We start from the raw sequence: 22322 nt of genomic DNA on the forward strand, positions 1-22322 counted from the left end.
AAAAGATCAAACGCATGCAACGCGTGGCCACCCGGTATGACAAAACCGATGTTTCATTCATGGCTTTTGTCCTTCTTGCCATCTGCACTTTATCCCTCAGAAACCAATTTTAAAACACGCCCTAGGGCTCTCTATAGATTCCGTCTTCAAATCGTGTTGGGTACCATATCCATACACTTCGCGATGGAATGCTCGTCGGAACGGGGGGCTATCACAAGAATATCACGATCAGGTATTTTCAGTGCTTCATGCTCGGAGAAGTTTCCCGTATCATATCTTGATGAAACGGCTCGCCTTCTTCCTCTTCACTCTCAGCCCTCTGCTCTCCGCGCAGGACAAAATCGTGACGAAGACCACCTACGCCAAGGCCTACGGCGAAACGAAGAACCCCGTCGCCGTCGATCCGGCCAAAGATCTGCCGCGTTATCCCGCCGTGGAGCCGAAGGACGCCATCGGCACCTGGCAGGTGAAAAAGGGCTTCAAGCTCCAGCTCGCCGCGCATGAGCCGCAGGTGCGTGATCCGATTGCGATCTGTTTCGACGAGCGCGGGCGCATGTTTGTCTGCGAAATGATCGACTACAGCGAGATGCGGGACGTGACGCCGCATCTCGGCCGCATCTCGATGCTCGAGGACAAAGATGGCGACGGCTACTACGAGACCAGCCAGGTCTTCGCCGATGATCTGCCCTGGCCCACCGGCCTCATTTGGGCCAATGGCGGCCTGTTTGTCGGCGCCACGCCGGACATCTGGCGCTTTGAGGACAAGGACGACGATGGCAAGGCCGAGGTGCGCGAGAAGGTCTTCACCGGCTTTGGCACCGGGCTGAAAATCCTCAACGTGCAGGGACTCATGAACAGTTTCCAATGGGGACAGGACAATCGCGTGCATGTGCTCGCCGGTGGCGGCAACCGCGGCGTCATCACCTCGCCCAAGCGTGGCGATTTGAAGGGCATCGAACTCGGTGGGAAGGACTTCTGGTTTGATCCGCGCACGCTCGAATTCGGCCTCGAAGGCGGTGGCGCGCAATACGGCATGAGCTTCGACAACTACGGCCGCAAGTTCGGCTGCTCGAACAGCGACCACCTTCAATACTGGGTTTACGACGACAAGTATGCGAACCGCAATCCCTACTATCAGATGCCGCCTGCGAGACAGAGCATCGCGGTCGATGGCGGCGCAGCGGAGGTCTTCCGTCTGAGCCCGGACGAGCCCTGGCGCATCATCCGCACGCGCTGGCGCATCGCTGGCGTGGTCAAAGGCGCGGTCGAGGGTGGCGGACGCGTCAGCGGATACTTTACCGGTGCCACAGGCACCACGATCTATCGCGGCGATGCCTACGGTCCCGACTTCTTGAACAACAGCTTCTCCGGCGATGCCGGTGGCCAGCTCGTGCATCGCAAGATCATCAAACCCAGCGCCGACGGCATCTCCTTGATCGGCGAACGCCCCGCCGACGAACACGGCTTTGAATTCGCCGCCTCCAAAGACACCTGGGTCCGCGTCGTGAACTTCGCGAATGCTCCTGACGGCTGCCTGCACATCTGCGACATGTATCGCGAGGTCATCGAGCATCCCTGGAGCATCCCGGATGAGATCAAAAAGCACATCGACCTCAACAACGGGAATGATCGTGGCCGCATCTATCGCATCGTGCCGGACAAAGGCGTCGAGCGCATCGGTCAGAAGGTCACTCTCGCCAACGCGAGCACCGAAGACCTCGTGAAGACCCTCAGCCATCCCAATGGCTGGCACCGCGACACCGCGCAGCGTTTGCTCTTCGAGCGTCAGGACAAAACCGCCGTGCCGCTTCTGGAGAAGGTGCTCACCGGAGAAAATGCGCTGGCGAAGTTGCATGCCATGAATGCCTTGGAGACGTTCGGATCTTTGAGCTTCGTGAACGTCATCACCGCTGCAAAGGATGCTGATGCACAGGTGCGTGAGGCAGCGCTGCGTCGTGTTTCCAAACTGGATGACGCCACGTTAGCCTCGCTGGCGGCCGATGCTTCGCCGCGAGTGCGTTTTCAAACCGCCCTGGCCGCGCCGAAGAGTGCTTCACGCGATGCGTGGCTTGCCAAGATGGCTCGTGAAAGCGTGAACGGAAAGTGGATGAGCGCTGCCGTGCTCGGCGGCGCGGGAAGCGGGTTGTTTGAGCAACTCCGCAGTGATTTGGGCAAACTCGAGCCAGCCTTCGTCGAGTCGCTGATCATGCTCTCCGCGGCTGAAGCCAAAGACACGGATTCGTTGATCGCGGCGGTGACTCAGGAACCGGTCAAAGCAAGCTGGGTGAAGGCCCTCGGCGATGGTTTGCGTCGCTCTGGCTCCAGCCTCAGCAAAGCCGACAACGATGGGAAGTTGGCAGCGATCTTGACCAAGGCCGCGCAAACCGCGGCCAGCGCTCAAGCCGCCGCATCCGCCCGCATCGACGCCATCGAACTCCTCGGCGTAAGTTCCTCCAAAGAGTCACTCGATGCCTTGATCACCTGCCTCGGCGAAAAGCAGCCGGAGAGCGTCCAAACAGCAGCGATTCGTGTTTTGGCGCAGAATAGCTCGACGGCGGTGACGACGGCTTTGATTGGGAATTCGCCGCACTATGGCCCGAAGGCTCAAAGTGCGGCCTTGGAGGCACTTTTGGCCCGCGATGACCGGGCGGTGGCCTTGTTGGAGGCGAAGGTGGTGAAGCCGGAGGCGTTCTCGGCGGCTCAGGTGCAGGCGCTCATCAAGCACAAGTCCCCGCAAGTGGCAGCGGCGGCGAAAACTGCGCTGGCGTCGGTGATTCCGCCGTCACGTGAGGAAGTAACGGCAAAATTCAAGCCGGCCATCGTGGCGAAGGGCGATGCCAAAAAGGGGCAGGTGCATTACATGGCGCGCTGCATGGCCTGTCACAAAGCGGGAACAAACGGACTCGCGGTCGGCCCGGATTTGATCACGGTGAAGACGAAGGGGCGCGAGGCGCTGCTGACGGCAATCCTGGAGCCACACAAGGAAGTGGCATCGCAGTTCATCGCTTACACCGTGAACACAAAGGATGGACAGACGCTGTCCGGCATCATAACGAACGACACGGCCAGCAGCATGACGATTCGAATGATGGGCGGCATCGAGAAGACACTCCAGCGCAGCGAAATCAAAGGCAGCAGCTCCAGCGGCCAGAGTCTGATGCCGGAGGGACTGGAGACAGGCATGACCGTCGAGGACATGGCGGACCTCATTAGCTTCATCGAGGGACTCTGATCCTCCCGTGAAACCGGGCTTGTTTTCCTTTGCAGCCCCCACTCTCCGCGCTCCTGTGAGCCAGTCATGAAAACCACCCCCGTTACTTTTGAGGATTTGCAGTCGTCGGTCATCGCCGTGCCGCCGCTTTGCCGGAACAAGGACCTTTCGCTGAGCAAGTCGCAGAACAACCGCCTGATCAAACACATGTACAAGGGTGGCATCCGCACGCTGCTGTACGGCGGCAATGCGAACCTCTACAACATCGCCATCAGCGAATATCACTCGATGCTTCGCATGCTCCAGGAACTCGCGCCCGAGGACATGTGGATCGTGCCCTCCGTCGGCCCGATGTATGGCACCGCGATGGATCAGGCGAAAATCCTGACCGAGTTCGCCTTCCCCACCGCGATGCTGCTGCCGACGCTCTTCCCGTCAAAGCCAGCCGGTGTCGCCACCGCTGTCCGTCATTTCGTGGAGAAATCCGGCATCAAGGCCGTGCTCTACATCAAGGACGGTGCGTACATCACGCCTGAACTCGCCGCCGATCTCGTCAACGATGGCCTCATCTCTTGGATTAAATACGCCATCGTCGAGGAAGACCCGAAGAAGGACCCGTATCTCAAGAAACTGCTCAAGCTTGTCGATCCAAACATCGTCATCAGCGGCATCGGCGAACAACCGGCCATTATTCACATGCGCGACTTCGGCGTCGCCGGATTCACCGCCGGTTGCGTGTGCGTGGCACCCTCCCGCTCCACCGCCATGCTGAAGGCCATCCTGAACAAGGACTACGCAGCCGCTGAAGCCATCCGCGAGGAATTTGTCGGCCTCGAGGATCTGCGCAACGCGCACAGCCCGATCCTCGTGCTGCATCACGCCGTCGAACTCGCTGGCGTCGCCAACACCGGCCCTGTTCTCCCGCTGCTGAGCGGTCTGCCGGAGAATTTGCTGCCGAAGATCGAGAAAGCCGCGAAGGCGCTGCTCGCAAAGAATGGCTGAGGCCGTCTGGCCTACTTGCCGTTTACTTGACACTCCGGTGACAACTCACGGCTTCCCTCACCGTATTCTCGCGTCATGTCCAACCGCCGCCACTTCCTGCAATCCATCACATCCACCGCTCTTTTCGCCGCCGCTGGTAGCGTCGCCCAAGAAGCCGCCAAACCCGCGCGCAAGCTGCGCAAGGCCATCATGGGCGGCACGCTTGGCATCAAGGGAACGCTCATTGAGAAATACAAAGCCGCGAAGGAAGCCGGCTACGAAGGCGTGGAGCCTTCTGGAGGCATGAACCAGCAGGAGGTGATCGACGCGCTCGGCCAGTCCGGCCTGCAGGCCGCCAGCGTGTGCTGCCACACACATTGGAAGCAGACGCTGACGCACAACGACGCCGCCATCCGCGAACAGGGCCTGCAAGGCGTGCTGCAAACCCTGCGCGATGCCAAAGCCTACGGCGCCGACTCCATCCTCGTCGTTCCTGGCGTTGTGAATGAAGAAGTCAATTATCAGGCCGCCTGGGAGCGCTCAATCGCCGAGCTCAAGAAGGCCGTGCCGCTGGCAAAGGAACTGGGTGTGAAGATCTCCATCGAGAACGTCTGGAACAATTTCATCCTAAGCCCGATCGAGGCGGTGAAGTTCCTCGATGAAATCGGCGATCCCATCGTCGGCTGGCACTTCGACATCGGCAACGTGCTGCGCTACGGCTGGCCGGAGCACTGGATTCCGGTCCTCGGCAAACGCATCAACCGCATCCACGTCAAAGAATACAGCACGAAAAAGATGAAGGACGAGGGCGTGTGGAAGGGCTTCGATTGCGATCTGACACAGGGTGACAACAACTGGCCCGCCATCATGAAGGCGCTCGACAGCATTGGCTACACCGGCTGGGCGATTAGTGAGCAACGTGGCGGCATCAACCCGAACGGCCTCAAAACGCTCACCGAGCGCATGGACACCATCTTCGCGATGTGATCCATCCATTCGACATTTGTCATTCTGGTTTCGTCATTTCATACGATGCCCTCCGTCCTCGCCATTTTCGCCCATCCTGACGATATCGAGTTCGTCGCCGCCGGAACCATGCTTCTCCTCCAAGAGCGCGGCTGGGACCTGCATTACATCAACCTCTGCACCGGCAACGGCGGCTCCGTGCAGATGGACGGGCCAACCACGACGAAAAAACGCCTCGAAGAAGGCAAGGAAGCCGCCCGCATCCTCGGTGCCACCTTCTATCCGCCGATCTGCGATGACCTGGAGCTGACCTACGACGTGAAATACCTGCGCCAAGTCGCCGCCGTCGTGCGAATGGCCAAGCCGGACATCGTGCTGACCCACTCGCCGCAAGACTACATGGAGGATCACATGGCCGCGTGCCGCCTGGCGGTCACCGCTGCATTCGCGCACTGCATTCCGAACTTCCAGACTGACCCGCACCTGCCGTCCTACTCGCATGACGTGACCGTCTATCACGCCATGCCCCACGGTTTGTGCGATCCGCTCCGTCAAAAACTCATGGCAGGTTCCTTTGTGGACACGACGACCGTTCACACCCGCAAGCGCGACGCTCTGGCCGCCCACGAAAGCCAGAAACACTGGCTCGATGTCTCCCAGGGCATGGATTCCTATCTCATCACGATGGACGAGGCATCCCGTGCCGTGGGACGGCTCTCCGGCAAGTTTAACTTCGCCGAAGGCTGGCGCCGACACCTGCACCTCGGCTTCAGCGCGAAGGATATCGACCCGCTCAAAGCGGCCCTCGGCGATCTTTGCCTCATCAACGAAGACTACGAAAAGGCACGGGCGATTCCTGCCTGACTTCAGGTTCCAAGTTGTCTCAGAGAAGAGGCAGAGCTTGAAACTTGGAACCTGAAACTTGAAACTGGGCTCGATGCCCTCCCCGCTCTCCTACCTTATCATCGACGGCCACAGCGTCATCCACGCCTGGCCGGAACTGCGCAAGGAGCACATCGTCGCATCGCGACGCCATCTCGCCCGCACGGAGTTGCTGAAACGCCTGCGCAACCTCCAGGACATGACGGGCGTGCAGGTCGTGGCCGTTTTTGACGGAGCGAAGCAGGGTACCAACGAGGAGCGGGAGCGTGACGGCCTGCAAATCATCTACGCCGACCCAGGAACCACGGCGGACACCATCATCGAGCGTCTTGTCGCCAAATACGCCAGCGAGCGGCCCATGCGCGTCGTTTCGGCGGATGGAATGGTGCGTGAAACGATTTTGTCACTCGGCGCGGACTGGCTGAGTCCGGAAATCCTTCGCAGCATGTGCGACTCGGCTGAAGCCAGCATGCGCAGCCGCCTTGCCTGACTCAAATTCGCGTTCTAACCTCCGTCATGAAACATCGCCTCCTTTCGTTCCTGCTCGTCACCGGCCTTTCGTCTCTCCTGGCGCAGGAGCCTGCCGCCGAGCGCCCCAAGGTGTCCGACGAGGTGAAAAAAATCCTCCTGGAAGCCCGCGAGATGCGCGTGCAGCACCGCTACACCGACGCGCTGGCGAAACTCGACGAGGCCGAGAAGCTCGCCCCGAACCTGTCTGACATCTACGCCCTGCGCGGTGACATCTACCTGGCACCCCGCCGCCGCGATTTCGATCTCGCCCTGCCGCAGTTCCAGAAAGCCGCTGAACTCGAGCCGCAGAGCCCGCTTCCGAAGTTCAACCTCTCCGAGTATTTCTTCGTGAAGCACGATTTTGAGACCGCTCTGCAGTCCTTCACCAAACTCGCCGCAGATTTCCCGAAGCTGCCTATGGTCATCCGCCACCTCGTGCATTACAAACGCGCCCTGTGTGAGCTTAAGCTCGGCCACCGTGCCGCAGCCGAGCAGATCATCGCGGACAGCTTCACCTTCATGGACGACACACCCGCCTACTACTTCAGCAAGGCGGCGCTCGCCTTTGAGCTTGGAGACAAGGCCAAGGCCGGCGAATGGGTCCAACGCGGCGTCGCCGTGTTCAAAGGCCCCGCCTGCGAGCCCTACTACGACGCCTTCAAAGAACTGCGCTGGGTGCCGGACATGGATCTCAACGCGCCCAAAGACCAGCCCAAGCAGCCGTGAAGTGGTGCATCGCAGCCGACACGGGCGGCACTTTTACTGACTGCCACGCTCTCGATCCGCAAGGCCGCGAATCCCGCTGCAAAGTCCTCTCCACCGGCCATCTCCGCGCCATCTTGAGTGAAGCCGGAACTCCTGCCCGCCTCTCCGGCCTTCCTCCCCTTCCCGACGCGTTCCTCGTCGGTTTTCGAATCAAAGCGATTGGAGACAACGACTCCCGTATCGTCACCTCCTTCGACGCCACCACGTCTTCTATCACATTTGATTACCCCGTTGCCTGGCAACCAGGAACGCTTTTGGAAATCACCACGGGTGAGGAAGCACCCGTGCTCGGTGCCCGCATCCTCACCAACACAACGCCAGGACGTGATTTCCCGCCGCTGAGCCTTCGCATCGCCACAACGCGCGCCACGAACGCGCTGCTGGAGCGCAAAGGCGGCCGCATCGCGCTCTTCATCACGAAAGGCTTCGGCGATCTCCTGCAAATCGGCGACCAGCGCCGCAGCGATCTCTTCGCACTCCGACATGAACCGCGCCCTGTATTCCACGAAATCGTCTGCGAGGTGCCGGAACGGCTCGATGTTACTGGAGACGTTCTCGAACCTCTCGATGAGGCCGCCGTTCGGATTTCCGCGCTCGATTGCATCGCCAAAGGCATCACCACGGCGGCCATTTGTCTCCTCCACGGCCATCCACACTCGCAGCATGAGCTACGCGTCGCTGAAATCCTGCGTGAATGCGGCTTCACGCACCTAACGCTCTCCCACCAGACGGCCGCGTTCACCAAACTGCTGCCACGCGCGCAAAGCACCGTGGCAGACGCTTACTTGAACGAACCCGTGCAGTCGTTTTTGAATGGCATCCGCCGCGTCTCGCCTGACATGCGCGTGATGACCAGTGCCGGCGGCCTCAAAACCGCCGAAGACATCCGCCCCAAAGACATGCTGCTCAGCGGACCTGCCGGTGGAGCCATCGGCGCTGCGAACGCGGCACGCAGGCTGGGCATCACCAAGATCATCACGCTCGACATGGGCGGCACGAGCACAGACGTGGCACGCATCGACACGCGTCCAGGGTATCGTTTCAGCCAGGATGTCGCGGGGATGAAACTCCTCGCGCCTTGTGTCGCCATCGAAACCGTTGCCGCTGGCGGCGGATCGATCTGCCGCGTCACGCATCATGGACTCGCCGTCGGCCCGGAGAGCGCGGGATCGAATCCCGGCCCTGCCTGCTACGGCAAAGGCGGCCCGCTGACCATCACCGACGTGAATCTGCTGCTCGGCCGCTTTGATCCGGCCAAAGCGCCGATTCCGCTCGATGTCGAAGCCGCCAGACGTCGTCTGAGTGAGCTTCAGGCCCAAACCGACGGCACCATGAGCGATGAGGAATTGCTGCACGCCCTCCTCCGCCTCGCCATCGAGCACATGACCGACGCCATCCGCCGCATCTCCATCGGAGAAGGCTACGACCCGGCTGATCATGCGCTCCTCGCCTTCGGTGGAGCCGGGCCGCAACACGCCTGCGAAGTCGCCGCCGCCCTCGGCATGCAAACCATCCTCGTCCCACAACACGCCGGCATCCTCAGCGCCGTCGGTCTGCAAGAGGCCGTGCCGGAACGCATCGTGGAAAAAGAGTACCGCATTCCTTTGGCTGCATTTTTGTCGGGCCTGTCGGAATGGTCGGACCAGTCTGACACTACCACCCAGATCGCCGAACTGCGCCTCAAAGGCCAGGACACGCCCATTCAGGTCCAGTTTGAGGATCCGGCCAACCTCCCGCAGCTCTTTCGTGATGCTTACCAGCGCCTGTTTGGCTACGCACCACCTGCCAGTCGTGAAATCGAACTCGTCAGCGTTCGTGTCATCATCAAGGAGGGCGATGCTCCCGCCATCTCCACGCTGCAGCAACGCACAGCCATCGTTCCAGCACCCGCGCTGATCCAAGACGCCTTCAGCACGATTGTCGTAGCTCCGGGTTGGAGTGTCGCGCAGGTCGAAGGTTTCGGACATGTGCTTCACCAGGAGGCAAAAACGACCACCACACTGCCGGCCCTCGAACGCGACCTGCTGCGCCATCGTTTTCACGCCATCGTGAGCGACATGGGTGCCCTGCTCTGCCGCACTGCGATCTCGACCAATATTCGCGAGCGGCTCGATTTCTCCTGCGCGCTGCTCGATCCGCACGGACGGCTGCTTTCCAGCGCCCCGCACATCCCTGTGCATCTCGGAGCACTCGGCGTGTGCGTACGTGAAGTCGCCCAAGCCGTGCCGATGCTGCCCGGTGACACGATCATCACCAATCATCCCGCATTCGGCGGCTCGCACCTGCCTGATGTCACACTCATCACGCCGGTGCATGATTCATCGGGCGTCCTCATCGGTTACATCGCCAATCGAGCACATCATGCTGAGATCGGTGGCATTTCACCCGGCTCGATGCCCGCAAATGCAACGCGGCTCATCGAAGAAGGCGTCGTCATCGCTCCACGACATCTCATTCGCGGCGGAACCTCGTGCTTCGATGAGATCAGCCAACTTCTCAGCTCAGCGCCCTATCCCACACGCAATCTGGCCGACAACCTCGCCGATCTGCACGCGCAATTGGCCGCGAATCTCCATGGTGTGGAGCGTTTGCAGGCTCTGGCGGGCGATTCGCTGCTAGCGACGATGCAAAGCATCCTGGATCACTCGGCGACCGTCATGCGCGGTCAAATCGGCCGTCTGCCCGACACCATCGCAGCCACCGAAAAACTCGACGATGGCTCGCAAATCGTCGTCTCGATGCGGAAATCGAAAAAGAAGCTCGTGATCGACTTCTCCGGCACCGCGGACGTTCATCCGCGCAATCTGAACGCCACGAACGCGATTGTGCGCAGTGCCGTGCTCTACGTCATGCGGCTCATGCTTCAGGAGGACCTGCCTTTGAATGAAGGTCTGCTCGATCCGGTGGAGATCATCACGCCCATCTCGTTGCTGAGCCCCACCTTCGTCGATGATCCAGCGCAGTGCCCGGCCGTGGTCGGTGGGAATGTGGAGGTCAGCCAGCGACTCGTGGACACCTTGATCAAAGCGCTCGGCCTTCAGGCCTGCAGTCAGGGCACGATGAACAACTTTCTCTTTGGCGGTGGACGATTCGGCTACTACGAAACGATCGCTGGCGGCTCCGGCGCGGGCGAAGGACACCACGGCACTTCAGGCCTGCACACGCACATGACCAACACGGCGATCACCGATCCAGAGATCCTGGAGCAGCGTTATCCAGTGCGGTTGCGGCAGTTTGCCATCCGTCGCGGCTCGGGTGGTCGTGGACAGTGGAATGGTGGCGACGGCGTGATCCGCGAGTTCGAGTTCGTGGAGCCGCTGACAGTCAGTTTGCTCACCCAGCATCGTGTGGAGACTCCCTTTGGCCTGCACGGTGGTCAAAACGGCATGCCTGGACGTCAGACACTGATTCGCGACGGTAGCAGCAAGGTGCTTGATGGCTGCACCACCTTCGACACTCAACCCGGAGACCGTGTGATCATCGAAACCCCCGGCGGTGGCGGCTGGGGACCGGCGATTACTTCTTCGCCGTGACCGTCAGCCACGGATGCGTGTCTGACGTGATGAGCAGATCGCCTCGTGGCTCGGTGAATGGAATCGCATAGCTCGCCAGCACCGTCTGCACCGCATCTGGCGCACTGGTGACGATCTCGACGGCAAACGGAGCCTGGCTGACGGCAGCTTCAGGCGCAGCCTTCAGCGTGAGCTTCACATCACCGCCCTTCGCGGGCACATCCACGGGATCAGCGGTCACACCAGCAGGCAGTTGCGTCGCCTTGGCCTGAATCTTGCCGCTGAAGGTGCCGCTCGTCTTCACGTTGAGCTTCACTTCCACCGTCTTGCCTGCGGCCAGAACGTAAGCGTGCGTGTCCAGCGTGCCTGACAACGAGGGCGCGAACGGTTTCACCGCGAGTTCATAAGCATGATCGGCGCTGCCTTGATGAAAACGATCGGCAACCACCAGCTTGAATGAGCCATCCTTCGGAGCCTTCCAGCGCAATGCGGGGTCGAGATTCTCTTTTTCACCGTCATCGGCCTGTTGCAGAACTTTGCCATCCGCATCCTCGATGCGCAGCGTGGCATCCAGCGGGCTGCGCAGCGCCTGGGCACGCAGGGTGAACTGCAAATCGTCGCCCTTCTTCGCGGTGAAGGTGTAAGCATCCTCCTCCCGCGACTTGGCAATGCAGCCGTTGATGCTGGCGGGAATCGTCAGTGCTTTGGCTTCGTCCGCAGGCGGAGCCTTGCCAGGACCGTCGGTGACGGTGAGCCGATAGACGTGATTCGCACTGCCTTTCAGCGCCACATCCGCCGCCGGAGGATGCGCAAAGGCGAACACCTGCACAAACAGCACGCCATCAGCCGTCGGCGTGTGCTGGATGCGCGGATCGAGGTTGTGCGTGTCATGACCGCCAGCGATTTCAACACCACGGTCGCTAAGCAGCCGCATGGCCGGGTCCATCGGCGACCCCAGCGCATAACCGTGCAGCTCGAGCGTGACCACCTTGCCCTTCTGGACGCGCAAGGCGAAGCCATCGACGTCACCAGCCTTCTCCAGAACGCCGTTGAACGTGACGTTCATGGCGGGTTCGACGCTCTTCACATCCGCGAAGGCATCGTTGGGTTCCTTTTCGAGCTGCTCTGGAAGTTTGCCCACCTCGATGATGCGTGGCGGCGTGACTCCATCGTTGGTGAACAAGCGCAAAAGATACGGCCCAGGCAGAACATCAGATCCGATGCCGAGTACGAATTTCTTCGGCTTGTCGCCAGCCAGAACGGCGATCTTTGGCTCGCTGCACCAGGCCTGTGGAGATGTCTTTTCCAGGTCTTTCCCGGCCACCGTGATGTCCACACGCTGACCGGCCTGCCCTCCTGCGGGAAAAACATTCTCCAAACCCGGTGGTGCCGCTCTTGCTGGAATGACGAGTGACGAAAGCAGAATGACGAATGCCAGCACACGCCGGTCATTGATGCGCTTCGCTTCCCTTCGGGCTGCCTGCGGCAGTCTGTCTCGCTGCGCTCGGCTCGTCATTCGACATTCAGCATTCGTCATTGCCACCGGTCTCACGCGAACAGTTCACGGATGGGCCGGCCGCCGTTGATGAGCTGGACGGGCCGTCCGGTGTTCGTGTGCAGAATCTGGTGCGGATCAATGCCCAGCTTCGTGTAAAGCGTGACCGCAAAGTCCTCGGGCGAGTAGATGCTATCACTCGCGTAGTAGCCTTTGGGATCTGTGGCGCCGACGATTCCTCCACGAGGCACACCTGCGCCGGCGAAGAGGATATTCATCGCGCCAGGCCAGTGATCGCGACCACCGTCTTTGTTGATCTTCGGCGTGCGGCCAAACTCACCCAGGGTGACGACGAGTGTGCTTTCCAGCAGGCCACGGCGTTCCAGGTCGGTAATCAAAGCGGCAAGTCCTTGGTCAAACTTCTGCATGAACTCGCTTTTGCAGGTCTTGAACAGCTCACGGTGATGATCCCAGCCGCCGTAGTTCACGGTGACAAAGGGCACGCCTACTTCGACGAGACGACGCGCCAGCAGCATGCGCTGACCGAGATCGTTGCGCCCATAGAGATCGCGAGTCTTCTCGTCCTCCAGATTGATGTCGAAGGCCTCTTGCGCTGGCTTGGAGGCGATCAGATCGACCGCCTTGCCATAGAAGGTGTCAAAGCTAACTGCGGGATCTTCCGCCACGGCGTCGTTCAGACGCTTCATGCGATCGAGCGACATGCGCAGTTCACGACGGGACAGGCCGCGTGCCTCGGAAATGTCAGATGGCAGCACCACATCGCGCACCTTGAAGCCCTTCGAGTTCGGATCGCCGCCAGCGACAAACGGGGCATGCTCAGCCCCGAGGAAATTAGGTCCGCCGCTGCGTGTGATGCTCGGCAGCGTCATGTAGCCGGGCAGTCCATTCTGCACGCCACGCTTGTAGCTCACCACGCTTCCAAACGACGGATGGAAGGTCACGAATGCCCCGCAGCCGACAGGCACTGGCGTCGGCGCACCGGTCATCATGTAGTGATTGCCGCCGCCGTGGTTCGGATCCTTGTGCGTCACGCTGCGTAGCACCGTGAACTTGTCCGCCGCCTTCGCGAGATAAGGAACGCTCTCGGAAAAATGAACGCCCGGCACGCTGGTCTTGATGGGCTTGTACTCGCCCCGGATGTCGCTGGGCGCGTCAGGCTTCGGATCGAACATTTCGTAATGCGAGGGTCCGCCGTCCAACCAGATCAGGATGCAGTTCACCGGCTTGCCGATCGAAGGTTGTGGTGCCGAAGCAGCCATCGCCTTGGCTCTCAACAAATCGGTAAAGCCCAAGCCACCGCCAGCCGCGGTCAGACCGAGCTTCAAGAAATCGCGGCGCCTGTGACCGGCGCAGTTGTGAGTGATGCGGGACATTCTTTGGGGGAAAAGACCCGGAAACTACGGGCGCAGGATGCGATTCTTGCGAATGCGGAAAAAAAGCCCACATCAATGGTTAAACACAAACTCCGCCGAGTTCAGCAGACTCCACAGCACATCCTCGATGCCGGCCTGACGATTCTGCACGCCGACATCAATCGCTTTCCGAGCAATTGCCATTTCCTCGGCATCCGGGAGGCGTGAGAAGCAGGCGAGATAAAGTTCCTCGATGATCTGCTCGGGCTTGGCGTCGCTCTTCGCGAGGCGCGCCACGCGGCCTTTGGCGCTGACGAGCATCTCTTGCAGCTTGTTGGAATTCATGAGGTGCAGGGCTTGCACGACGCTGGGTTTGGCATCGCGTTCGCAGGGGCACTCGGAGCTGGCGTTTGGACGGCCGAAGGCGTCCATGAACTGGCTTTCGAGTTTGTGATTCCAGGTTTGCTTGGCCAGCGCATCGGGCGGCATGCCGGAGAAGGCCTCTTTGACCTCGGTGACGGCGCAGACGGCATCCAGCAGCGTTTCAGCAGGCAGGCGGCGGCGGTAGCTGCGGCTGTAGTTCTTCAAATCGGCGGCGTTGGTCTCGTTCGGCAGGCTGCTGAGGCGGTAAATCTGCGAACGCATGATGGTGCGCATGAGATGCTTCAAATCGTAGCCGTGCTGCACGAAGTCGGCGGCCAGCCAGTCGAGCAGCGCGGGATTGGTGGGTGGATTCGACGCGCGGAAGTCGTCCACGGGATCGACGATGCCGCGGCCCATGAAGCTGGACCACACGCGGTTCACGATGGCGTGCGCAAAGTGCGGATTCTTCGGATTCGTCATCCAATCGGCCAGCACCGCACGCGGATCCTGCGATTCGGCGATGGGGATCTCCTTGTCGGCAGGCGGACGCGGCTTGAGCGACACTTTGGTGACGGGATGCTCGATGCTGGCTGTGCCGGGCGCGAACCACATCTGCTCCGGCTCGCCGCTGATCGGTGCGGAGATGCCTTGGCCCTTGCGCTTCATCTGCGTGAAGAACGCCGCCATCTGGTAGTAGTCCGTCTGGTCCCACTTCTCCGTTGGGTGGTGATGACACTTCGCGCATTCCAAACGCACCCCGAGGAAAATTTGGCCGATGAAGGTCGCGGCGTCGATGGGCTCGCGTTTGTCACGCCAAATCGCCACGGGGCCGTTTTTGTGCGTGTTGCCCTCGGCGGTCAGGAGCTCGGTCACGAAGCGGTTCCACGGCTTGTTTTCGCGAAACGACTGCCGAATCCACTGATCGAGCAGATAGACCGGCTTCACGCCGACTCGCGATGGGTTCGGGCGAATGAGATCGCCCCACTTGATGGCCCAGTGATCGGCCCACTCGGCACGTTCGAGCAGTTGATCGATCCACTGCTCATACTTCGACGGGTTTTTGTCGGCAAGGAAAGCGCGAGCCTCCTCCACGCTCGGCAGCATGCCGATGGTATCGAGCGAGGTGCGGCGGAGGAACTCGGCGTCGCTGCACGTGTCGCTCGGCAGGTAGCCGACCTTTTGCAGGCGGGCATAGACGAGCTTGTCGATCTCGTTGCGCACCGGCAGCTTCGCGTAGCGCTCCGCAGGCTGCAGTTTCTCCGCAGGCACATCCACGCGTGAGATCGCCACCTGCCCCATGTAACGCGCCACGATGACCGTCTCGCCGCTTTCGGTCGAGGCTTTGACTTTTCCATTCTCATCCACGCCCGCGATGGCTTTCTCCGTCGAGATGTAGTCCGCGAGGTCCGTCACATCGCGCGTCGAGCCGTCGCTGTACTTCGCCGTGACCTTCAGCGCGACCTCCTCGCCTTTGCGATACGTCTTTTCGCTCGGCGTGATCGCTACTTCGGCCAGCGTGGGCTGATTCGCCGTCTCGTAGGGCATGCCTTGGCGAATCCAGTCCGCGATCGTCTTCGCCCATGCCGAATCCGGTTCAAATCGCTGCCCACCTTCGTGCTGCACGCGCACCGTGGCTTTTTGAAGGATGAGACTGTCCTCCGGCAGCGCGGGGAAGACTCGACGGCCACGCGAATCGTTCACGAACTCCATGAAGTCACTCTTCGTGTCGAAGGCGAAGATCGAGAGCCGGAAACCCGCCTGCCCGCTCGATTTCGCATGGCAGGAGCCGAGGTTGCAGCCTGCCTTCGTGAGTATCGGGAGGATGTCGCGGGTGTAGGAGAGCTTCGGAGTGTTAGAAGTGAGAGGTGAGATGTCAGAGGTGAGCTTCGTGACGTTCGCCTTCTCATCGAGTTGCACGACCTTGCCGCTGTCGAGCGCGGCGAAGGTTGTTTTGGTCTCAGCATTCAACAGCGCCGCATACGGCACGCCTTCGAGCGTCGTAAGCTTCTTCGACTTGCCGCTGGTGAAGGCGAGGCGAACGCCGTCATGCGTTTTGAGCTCGGTGATGTTGAAGACGGCACCGGCGTCGGTGAGGTAAGTGAGCGCGGTGGAGTCGGGCGACCACATCACGGCGTTCACGGGGGCGGATTTGTCGCCGAGGAGCATCAGCATCTCCTTCGTGGCGATGTCCCAGACCTTCAGTTCCTTGTCCGCGCTGCCGGTGGCGAGCCATTTGCCATCGTGATTGAAAGCGAGCGCCGTGATGTGACCGACATGGCCTTCGATCTTCGCGATCTCCTTCAGCGTGGCCGCATCCCAAACTTTCGCGAGGGTGTCTGCGCCGCCGGTGGCGATCTGTTTGCCGTCTTTACTCAGCGTGATGCTCAAAACGTTGTCGGCATGCGCGTCGATGGTTTGCGCCGGCTTTGGCTCGCCTAGCTTCCAACGATGCAAAACGCCCTTCACGCCCGTGGGGCCGTCCGCGAGGATCAGCGTCGATTTGTCAGCGAGGAAGGTCAGGCCCGTCACGCGGCCTTCGAGCGGCGCGGCGAGTGTGTTCGCGATTTTCCAATCGGCCGAATTCCACACCAGCACGCTGCGATAACCTCCCGCGGCCAACTTCGTGCCGTCGCCATTCCAGGCGAGCGATTGGATGACATCCTTGTGCCCTTCCAGCGTCGCGACGGCCGGAAAATCCTTCGTTTTGGCATCCCGCACGACCACGCGATTGCCAATGCCTGCCGCGAGCCATTTGCCATCGGCGCTGAGCGCCAAAGTCGTCGCTGGAGCATGTCCGGGCGGCAAAGTGGCCAGTTTGTCCGCCGGAGTCAGCTCGCCGAACTTCTTCAACGCCGCCACATCCCAGGCCGCACCGGCCTGCACCCACGATTTGACCAGATTGATCTGCTTTTCCGGCAACTGCTTCTTCGGCGGCATGTGCTCATCCCCCTCCGCCGTGAGCGAGGAGATGATTTTGCCCGATTTGATCACTTCGAGAGCCGCTTCACGTGTTTCGAGCGAGAGATCGCCCTTTTTCTTCTCCGAATTGTGGCAGCCCATGCACTGCGTTTTCAGCAAACCCATCGCCTGGGCCGTGGGCACACGCGTTTTCTCCTCTGCAGCGAGCGAGGTGATGAGAATCAAAGGTAAAAGTCGGCGGATCATGAGCGTCGCAGACTACGGAACATCAGCCGCCGCTCTTGCCTGATGCCGCGCTCAACGAGCCTTGCGCCGCTCATTGAGCCAACCGAGGCCCAGCGAGGCGGCAAACAGGGCGAGGAAGATCAAGACGACACTCCAAACAGGCTGCGTCATGCCGATGAGATGCTGCAAAGGCTGGCGGGGCATCGGGATGGCGTGAATCAGCAGCAGATGGGCGACGTAAAGCAGCAGCGATTCTCGTCCGGCGAGCCGCAACCATGCTGTCAATCGGCTAACCACTCCGGCCATGGCTGCGACAGCCACCGCCGCGATCATCACCCAGCCGAGTCGTTCGAAGAAAAACTCCGGCGCGCCTCCGGGCCATGGTGAATACGGTTGGGCGAAGGCCAGCAGGCCGCCGAGGGCTGCAACGATCCAGGAACCAGGCCCCATCGTGCCGTTCCAGAACAGGTGTCGTGTGAGAAAACCGGCGAGGCCGAATCCCACCCACGGAAACAGCGCGAACCATGAGCCGTGGTTGCGATTGAAATACTGGTCGATGAAAAGCACGCCTGTGTGCCAGCTTTCGGCCGACGTTTGCAGAGCGACGAAGAAGACCATCAACCCAGCCGCCACAGCATCGCGCCAGCGGCCGCATCGCTCAGCCAGCAGCATCAGCATGCCGCTGATCGCGAGGCAGTGCAGCACATTCACCGTGCAGGCTGCACGCCACGCTTTCGCATCAAACAGCGCCTGCCACGGCACATGCATGAGGTAGCCGATGAGCAGCACCATGAGCAGACGCTTCATCGCCGGCCATGCGGGCTTCGTTTTGCCTGCGGTGACATGCGCACGCACGAATCCGGCGATCCAGAACAACGCGGGTGCGATCAAGCCGTGATAGTAACTCAGCTCGCCATACCACGATGTCGCCTGAAGCGAGGAATCGAGAAAAGTGTTCGCCGCATGCGTCCACACCATGCCCAGCACCGCGAAACCGCGGAAGAGATCGAGCCATTCAAGACGCCGGGCGGCAGAAGACATGCGCGTGAGGTTAACAAAGTTGTGCTTCATCACAAGATGACTCTCCTGGACTCGTTTGGTAAGGCTTCCCTGCTCCCGCCATGAAATTGATCCTCCTGTCCTCACTCCTGATCGCAGCTTCCATGCCTGCCGCCGAAGTCTTTGAAGCTGCGCTCGGCCGCGAAACCGAGTTGCCGAAAGGCAAGGAGGCCGACGGCATCCGAGGCGACTTCGTGCTGCGCAGCGACAAGGTCGAGGCCACGATCTCCCAAAACGCGCCGAACCGCCGCGCGAACATGAGCACGTTTTACGGCGAGGACGGCGTGACCCCCGGCGCGCTCTACGATCTGACCCTGCGCGGCGCGAACAACGACCAACTCGTCATCTACAGCCCCTGCGGTCATGGTCAGGTCAGCTATGTGAAGATCGCGAATGTGAAGGAAGAAGGCAGCGCTGCGGTCGAGTCCGTCACCACGGCGGCAAAGAACGGCGGCGTCTTCAAACGCCACGAATACCGCGTCAAAGACGGCGTTCAGGGCATCTTCATCACCACCGTGCTGCGGAATGAGACCGACAAGCCACAGAAGACTTTCACCAAAGACGACTTCACCCGCTTCGATGAAACAGGAACAACCTCGGACGGCATTCGCTGGGCCGATGCGATCAACCCGGCGCACAAATGCGGCTATGCCTTTGCGACCTTGAGCCTGAGCGGCATCGACAAGCTGGCCGACACCATCGAATTGCAACCGAAGCAGGAAGTCGTCATCTCGCGCTTCTTCGCCGTCGGCACCTCGCCTGCGCAGGCAGTGGGTGAAGTGTTGTCGGTGAAAGGCGTGAAGGTAGAAGTGCTGGCGGGCAGCATCAGTGACATCGGAAAAAATGGCGCGCCCATCACGACTGCCTCTATCCAGGTTCCATTTGGCAATAGCGTGGTCCCAGGATACACCGACGACAAAGGACGGTTCAGTTTCAAGCTGCCTCCGAGCGAGGTGGAGCTAATCGTCAAAGACTTAGGCCGCACCGATGTCCGGTGGAAGCGACAAGTGCCGAGTGACAGGGAGCTGTTGCTCGATGCCGCCTCGGCCATCCGTTTCGCCATCACCGGCGAGGATGGCAAGCCCCTGCCCTGCAAGGCGCACTTCGCGCCGCTCGATGAAAAGGCGACGAAGCTCAACCTCGGACCCAAATGGCGCGCCCACGGCTGTGTGGACCAGTATCACAGCGAGAACGGGCATTTCACCCAGCAGCTCCCGCCGGGGAAATACCATGTCGTCGTCGTGCGCGGGCCAGAGTATGGCCACATCGCCAAAGACATCACGGTGGAGGCCGGCAAGGTTGTCGAGTTCAAAGGCACGCTGAAACGTCTCGTCGATACCAAGGGCTGGATCAGCGCTGACTTCCACAACCACAGCACGCCGAGCGGGGACAACGTCTGCGACACCGACGGCCGCCTCATCAACATCGCCGCCGAGCATCTCGAATTCGCCCCAACAACCGAGCACAACCGCCTTTACGACTGGGAACCGACGATCAAGGCGCTGGGTCTTGAAAATCACATCAAGACGGTCAAGGGCATGGAGCTCACCGGCAGCCGCCAGCACTTCAACGCCTTCCCGTTTGAGCCTGATCCGCTCAAACAAGACGGCGGCGCTCCAGTTTGGAACGATGATCCGCGCATCACGGCCCTCACATTGCGTCGCTGGCAGGGCGAACGAGACGACCGCTGGATTCAGTTCAATCATCCCGATCTGGCCAACATGTTCATGGATCGTGACAGCGACGGCGTCGCCGATGGCGGCTTCGTCGGTGTGGACGGCATGATCGACGGCTCCGAAAGCGAAAACGGGCCCGGCACCGACATCCTCGCAGACTCACCTTTCCGTCTGAGCCGTCCGGCAGGTTCGCTGGCGATGAAAGTATCGCAGATTCGCGAGTTCCTGTGGCGGCAATTGTTGAATCAAGGCCTGCGCGTCACCGCCGTCGGCGTGGCAGACGCGCACTCCGTTTATGGCAACGGAGTCGGCTGCTGGCGCTGCTACCTGCCCTCCAGCACCGATGAACCGGCCAAGATCGACTGGGCCGAACTCTCCCCGCATGCGAAGGCCGGCCACATCGTGCTCAGCACCGGCCCCTTCCTCGAAGTGACGACACAAAACAGCAAAATCGCCGGAGATGACGACCGCAGCACCGGCGGCATCGACCTCAAGGTGCGCGTGCAGTGCACCGACTGGATGGACATCGACCGCGTGCAGGTGCTGGTGAACAGCCGCCCCGATCCGAAGCTCAATTTCACCCGCCAAAGCCATCCGAAAATGTTCAAGGACGGCATCGTGAAGTTCGACGAGAAGATCCATGTGCCGCTCCAGCACGACGCGCATCTCATCGTCGTGGCCATCGATGAAGACGGCGATCAGAAAACCGGTTACGGCAGCAGCGACTACGCCAAGATGCGCCCCTGCGCCTACAACAACCCCATCTTCGTCGATGCCGACGGAAACGGCTTCAAGCCGAACGGCGACACGCTCGGCTTTGATCTGCCCGTGGGCGGCATGAACGCGGACAAGGTGAAGGCGCAGCTCATCCGTGCTGGTTTGATGAAGGAGGAGGCAAAGGCAACCACCTCGGCTTCTGCGGCGGCTGAAAAGCCAAAGTCATGAGTGAATCGCGGCAGCGTCCTGGAGTGCGCCGGCCCTCCGGCGCTTTCGAGAGTCAGTCGGCCTGCGGAAAGCTCCAGAGGGCTGGAGCACTCCAAAACGCTGTCGCGCAAATCGAAAAACGCAGTTTCTTTCGTTCATGAACTCCGCCGAACTACTCAATCACGCCAAAGCCGCCGCCTTGAAGGCTTATGCGCCGTATTCGAAGTTCCAGGTCGGTTGCGTCTTGGTCACGAGCAGCGGCCGGTTGTTCAAGGGCTGCAATGTGGAGAATGCGAGCTACGGGCTGACAATCTGCGCCGAACGCAATGCGATCTTCCACGCGGTGGCCGAGGAAGGATCGCAGATGAAGATCGCCACGCTCGCCGTGATCGCTCTCGGCCACGAATTCCCTCCCTGCGGCGCGTGCAGGCAGGTGATTGCCGAATTTGCCACGCCGGAGACGGTCGTGTGGTTTCTGTGCGATGGAAAACCGGTGGCGATGACAATGGCGGAGTTGCTGCCGTCCGGCTTCAAGATATGAATGGGCGCGCATGAACCTCCCGCCCTCCGTCACGCTCATCGAAGAACCCGCCGGCTATCCCGTCCTCGTCATCAATCACGCTGCAGCGAGCGGTCGCATCGCGTTGAACGGCGCGCATGTCATGGAATGGACACCCGCAGGCGAGAAACCGGTGCTCTACATGAGCCCTCAAGCCCTGCTGGAGCCGGGCAAAGCCATCCGCGGCGGTGTTCCGGTCTGCTGGCCATGGTTTGGCCCGCACCCGATGGAAAGCGACAAGCCCGCGCATGGATTCGTGCGCAATTTGATGTGGGAGATCGGCGAAGTGACGGAAAACTTCGCAGGCGTGAAGCTTCAGTTCCATTTGCGCGACAGCGATGCCTCACGCGCCTTCTGGCCGCACGCGTTTGAACTGCGTTTCGAAGTAAAAATGGGCGCGCAGCTCGGCATGGCACTGCACATCAAGAATACCAGCGCGGAGGCTTGGTCGATGACGGGAGCGCTGCACACTTACCTCTGTGTCGAGGATGTCACAGAAGCAGCGGTGATCGGCCTGGATGACGCGTTTTACGTCGAAAGCCGCCTTTCGCCCGAGCGCATCGAACAGAGCGGCCCCGTGTATTTCGACCGCGAGGTGGACCGCAACTACGAGTCACGCGACACCGTGCGCCTGCTCGACAAAAAAGGCCGCAGGACCATCGTGGTCGAGAAATCCGGCAGCCGGGCGACCATCGTTTGGAATCCTTGGATCGATAAATCAAAGCGTCTCGCCGACCTGCCCGACGACGCCTATCCGCATTTCGTCTGCATCGAGGCCGCCAATGCTGTGCCGGATGTCATAGCAATGCCTCCCGGCAAGGAGCATGTGCTGGAACAGCGGCTGCGTGTTCAAAAAAATTAAGCGCAATACTTTGGTTCTGTGAGGCAATCACCGCCGCAGG

The 22322-nt window shown here is 60.7% G+C and carries 14 protein-coding genes; 10 read left to right on the forward strand and 4 right to left on the reverse strand.

Annotation, left to right across the window (positions count from 1 at the left end):
- Positions 1-280 precede the first annotated feature (280 nt).
- The 7 genes from ACILSE_RS20085 to ACILSE_RS20115 all read left to right on the forward strand — a co-directional run bounded on the left by ACILSE_RS20085 (position 281) and on the right by ACILSE_RS20115 (position 10848).
- The gene (locus ACILSE_RS20085; protein WP_395719224.1) at positions 281-3232 is read left to right on the forward strand and encodes a PVC-type heme-binding CxxCH protein; all 2952 of its coding nucleotides are present in this window, start codon (positions 281-283) and stop codon (positions 3230-3232) included.
- 66 nt (positions 3233-3298) lie between these two features.
- Complete coding sequence (locus ACILSE_RS20090) at positions 3299-4213, forward strand: dihydrodipicolinate synthase family protein (protein WP_395719225.1); 915 nt, start codon at positions 3299-3301, stop codon at positions 4211-4213.
- A gap of 75 nt (positions 4214-4288) precedes the next feature.
- The gene (locus tag ACILSE_RS20095) at positions 4289-5179 is read left to right on the forward strand and encodes a sugar phosphate isomerase/epimerase family protein (protein ID WP_395719226.1); all 891 of its coding nucleotides are present in this window, start codon (positions 4289-4291) and stop codon (positions 5177-5179) included.
- 45 nt (positions 5180-5224) lie between these two features.
- On the forward strand, positions 5225-6022 hold the full coding sequence (locus ACILSE_RS20100) for a PIG-L deacetylase family protein (protein WP_395719227.1): 798 nt from the start codon (positions 5225-5227) through the stop codon (positions 6020-6022).
- 73 nt (positions 6023-6095) lie between these two features.
- The gene (locus tag ACILSE_RS20105) at positions 6096-6530 is read left to right on the forward strand and encodes an NYN domain-containing protein (RefSeq protein WP_395719228.1); all 435 of its coding nucleotides are present in this window, start codon (positions 6096-6098) and stop codon (positions 6528-6530) included.
- 26 nt (positions 6531-6556) lie between these two features.
- Complete coding sequence (locus ACILSE_RS20110) at positions 6557-7276, forward strand: tetratricopeptide repeat protein (protein ID WP_395719229.1); 720 nt, start codon at positions 6557-6559, stop codon at positions 7274-7276.
- On the forward strand, positions 7273-10848 hold the full coding sequence (locus ACILSE_RS20115) for a hydantoinase B/oxoprolinase family protein (RefSeq protein ID WP_395719230.1): 3576 nt from the start codon (positions 7273-7275) through the stop codon (positions 10846-10848). Before ACILSE_RS20110 ends, ACILSE_RS20115 begins: the two co-directional genes overlap by 4 nt.
- Here ACILSE_RS20115 and ACILSE_RS20120 read toward each other — a convergent pair.
- The 4 genes from ACILSE_RS20120 to ACILSE_RS20135 all read right to left on the reverse strand — a co-directional run bounded on the left by ACILSE_RS20120 (position 10832) and on the right by ACILSE_RS20135 (position 18243).
- A complete protein-coding gene (locus ACILSE_RS20120) occupies positions 10832-12343 on the reverse strand; it encodes a PPC domain-containing protein (protein ID WP_395719231.1) in 1512 nt (503 codons plus the stop codon). The genes ACILSE_RS20115 and ACILSE_RS20120 overlap by 17 nt on opposite strands.
- Positions 12344-12375: 32 nt before the next feature.
- Positions 12376-13716 (reverse strand): DUF1501 domain-containing protein, encoded by a 1341-nt coding sequence (locus ACILSE_RS20125; RefSeq protein ID WP_395719232.1) that lies wholly within the window; start codon positions 13714-13716, stop codon positions 12376-12378.
- A gap of 72 nt (positions 13717-13788) precedes the next feature.
- Positions 13789-17223 carry a DUF1553 domain-containing protein gene (locus tag ACILSE_RS20130; protein ID WP_395719233.1) on the reverse strand — a complete coding sequence of 1145 codons (3435 nt, stop codon included), beginning with the start codon at positions 17221-17223 and terminating at the stop codon, positions 13789-13791.
- Positions 17224-17274: 51 nt separating this feature from the next.
- Positions 17275-18243, reverse strand: a complete 969-nt coding sequence (locus tag ACILSE_RS20135; RefSeq protein WP_395719234.1) for a heparan-alpha-glucosaminide N-acetyltransferase domain-containing protein — start codon at positions 18241-18243, stop codon at positions 17275-17277.
- An 80-nt stretch (positions 18244-18323) separates the two neighbouring features.
- Here ACILSE_RS20135 and ACILSE_RS20140 point away from each other — a divergent pair, with 80 nt between their 5' ends.
- From ACILSE_RS20140 to ACILSE_RS20150, 3 genes are all read left to right on the forward strand, one after another.
- A complete protein-coding gene (locus ACILSE_RS20140) occupies positions 18324-20882 on the forward strand; it encodes a CehA/McbA family metallohydrolase (protein WP_395719235.1) in 2559 nt (852 codons plus the stop codon).
- Between the two features lie 61 nt (positions 20883-20943).
- Positions 20944-21402: a cytidine deaminase gene (cdd, locus tag ACILSE_RS20145; protein WP_395719260.1), complete on the forward strand. Its 459-nt coding sequence runs from the start codon at positions 20944-20946 to the stop codon at positions 21400-21402.
- Between the two features lie 10 nt (positions 21403-21412).
- Entirely contained in the window at positions 21413-22282 is an 870-nt protein-coding gene (locus ACILSE_RS20150) for a D-hexose-6-phosphate mutarotase (protein ID WP_395719236.1), read from the forward strand.
- Positions 22283-22322: the final 40 nt, after the last annotated feature.

It is taken from the genome of Prosthecobacter sp. (genome assembly GCF_044236155.1).
In the GTDB taxonomy this organism is placed as follows: domain Bacteria; phylum Verrucomicrobiota; class Verrucomicrobiia; order Verrucomicrobiales; family Verrucomicrobiaceae; genus Prosthecobacter.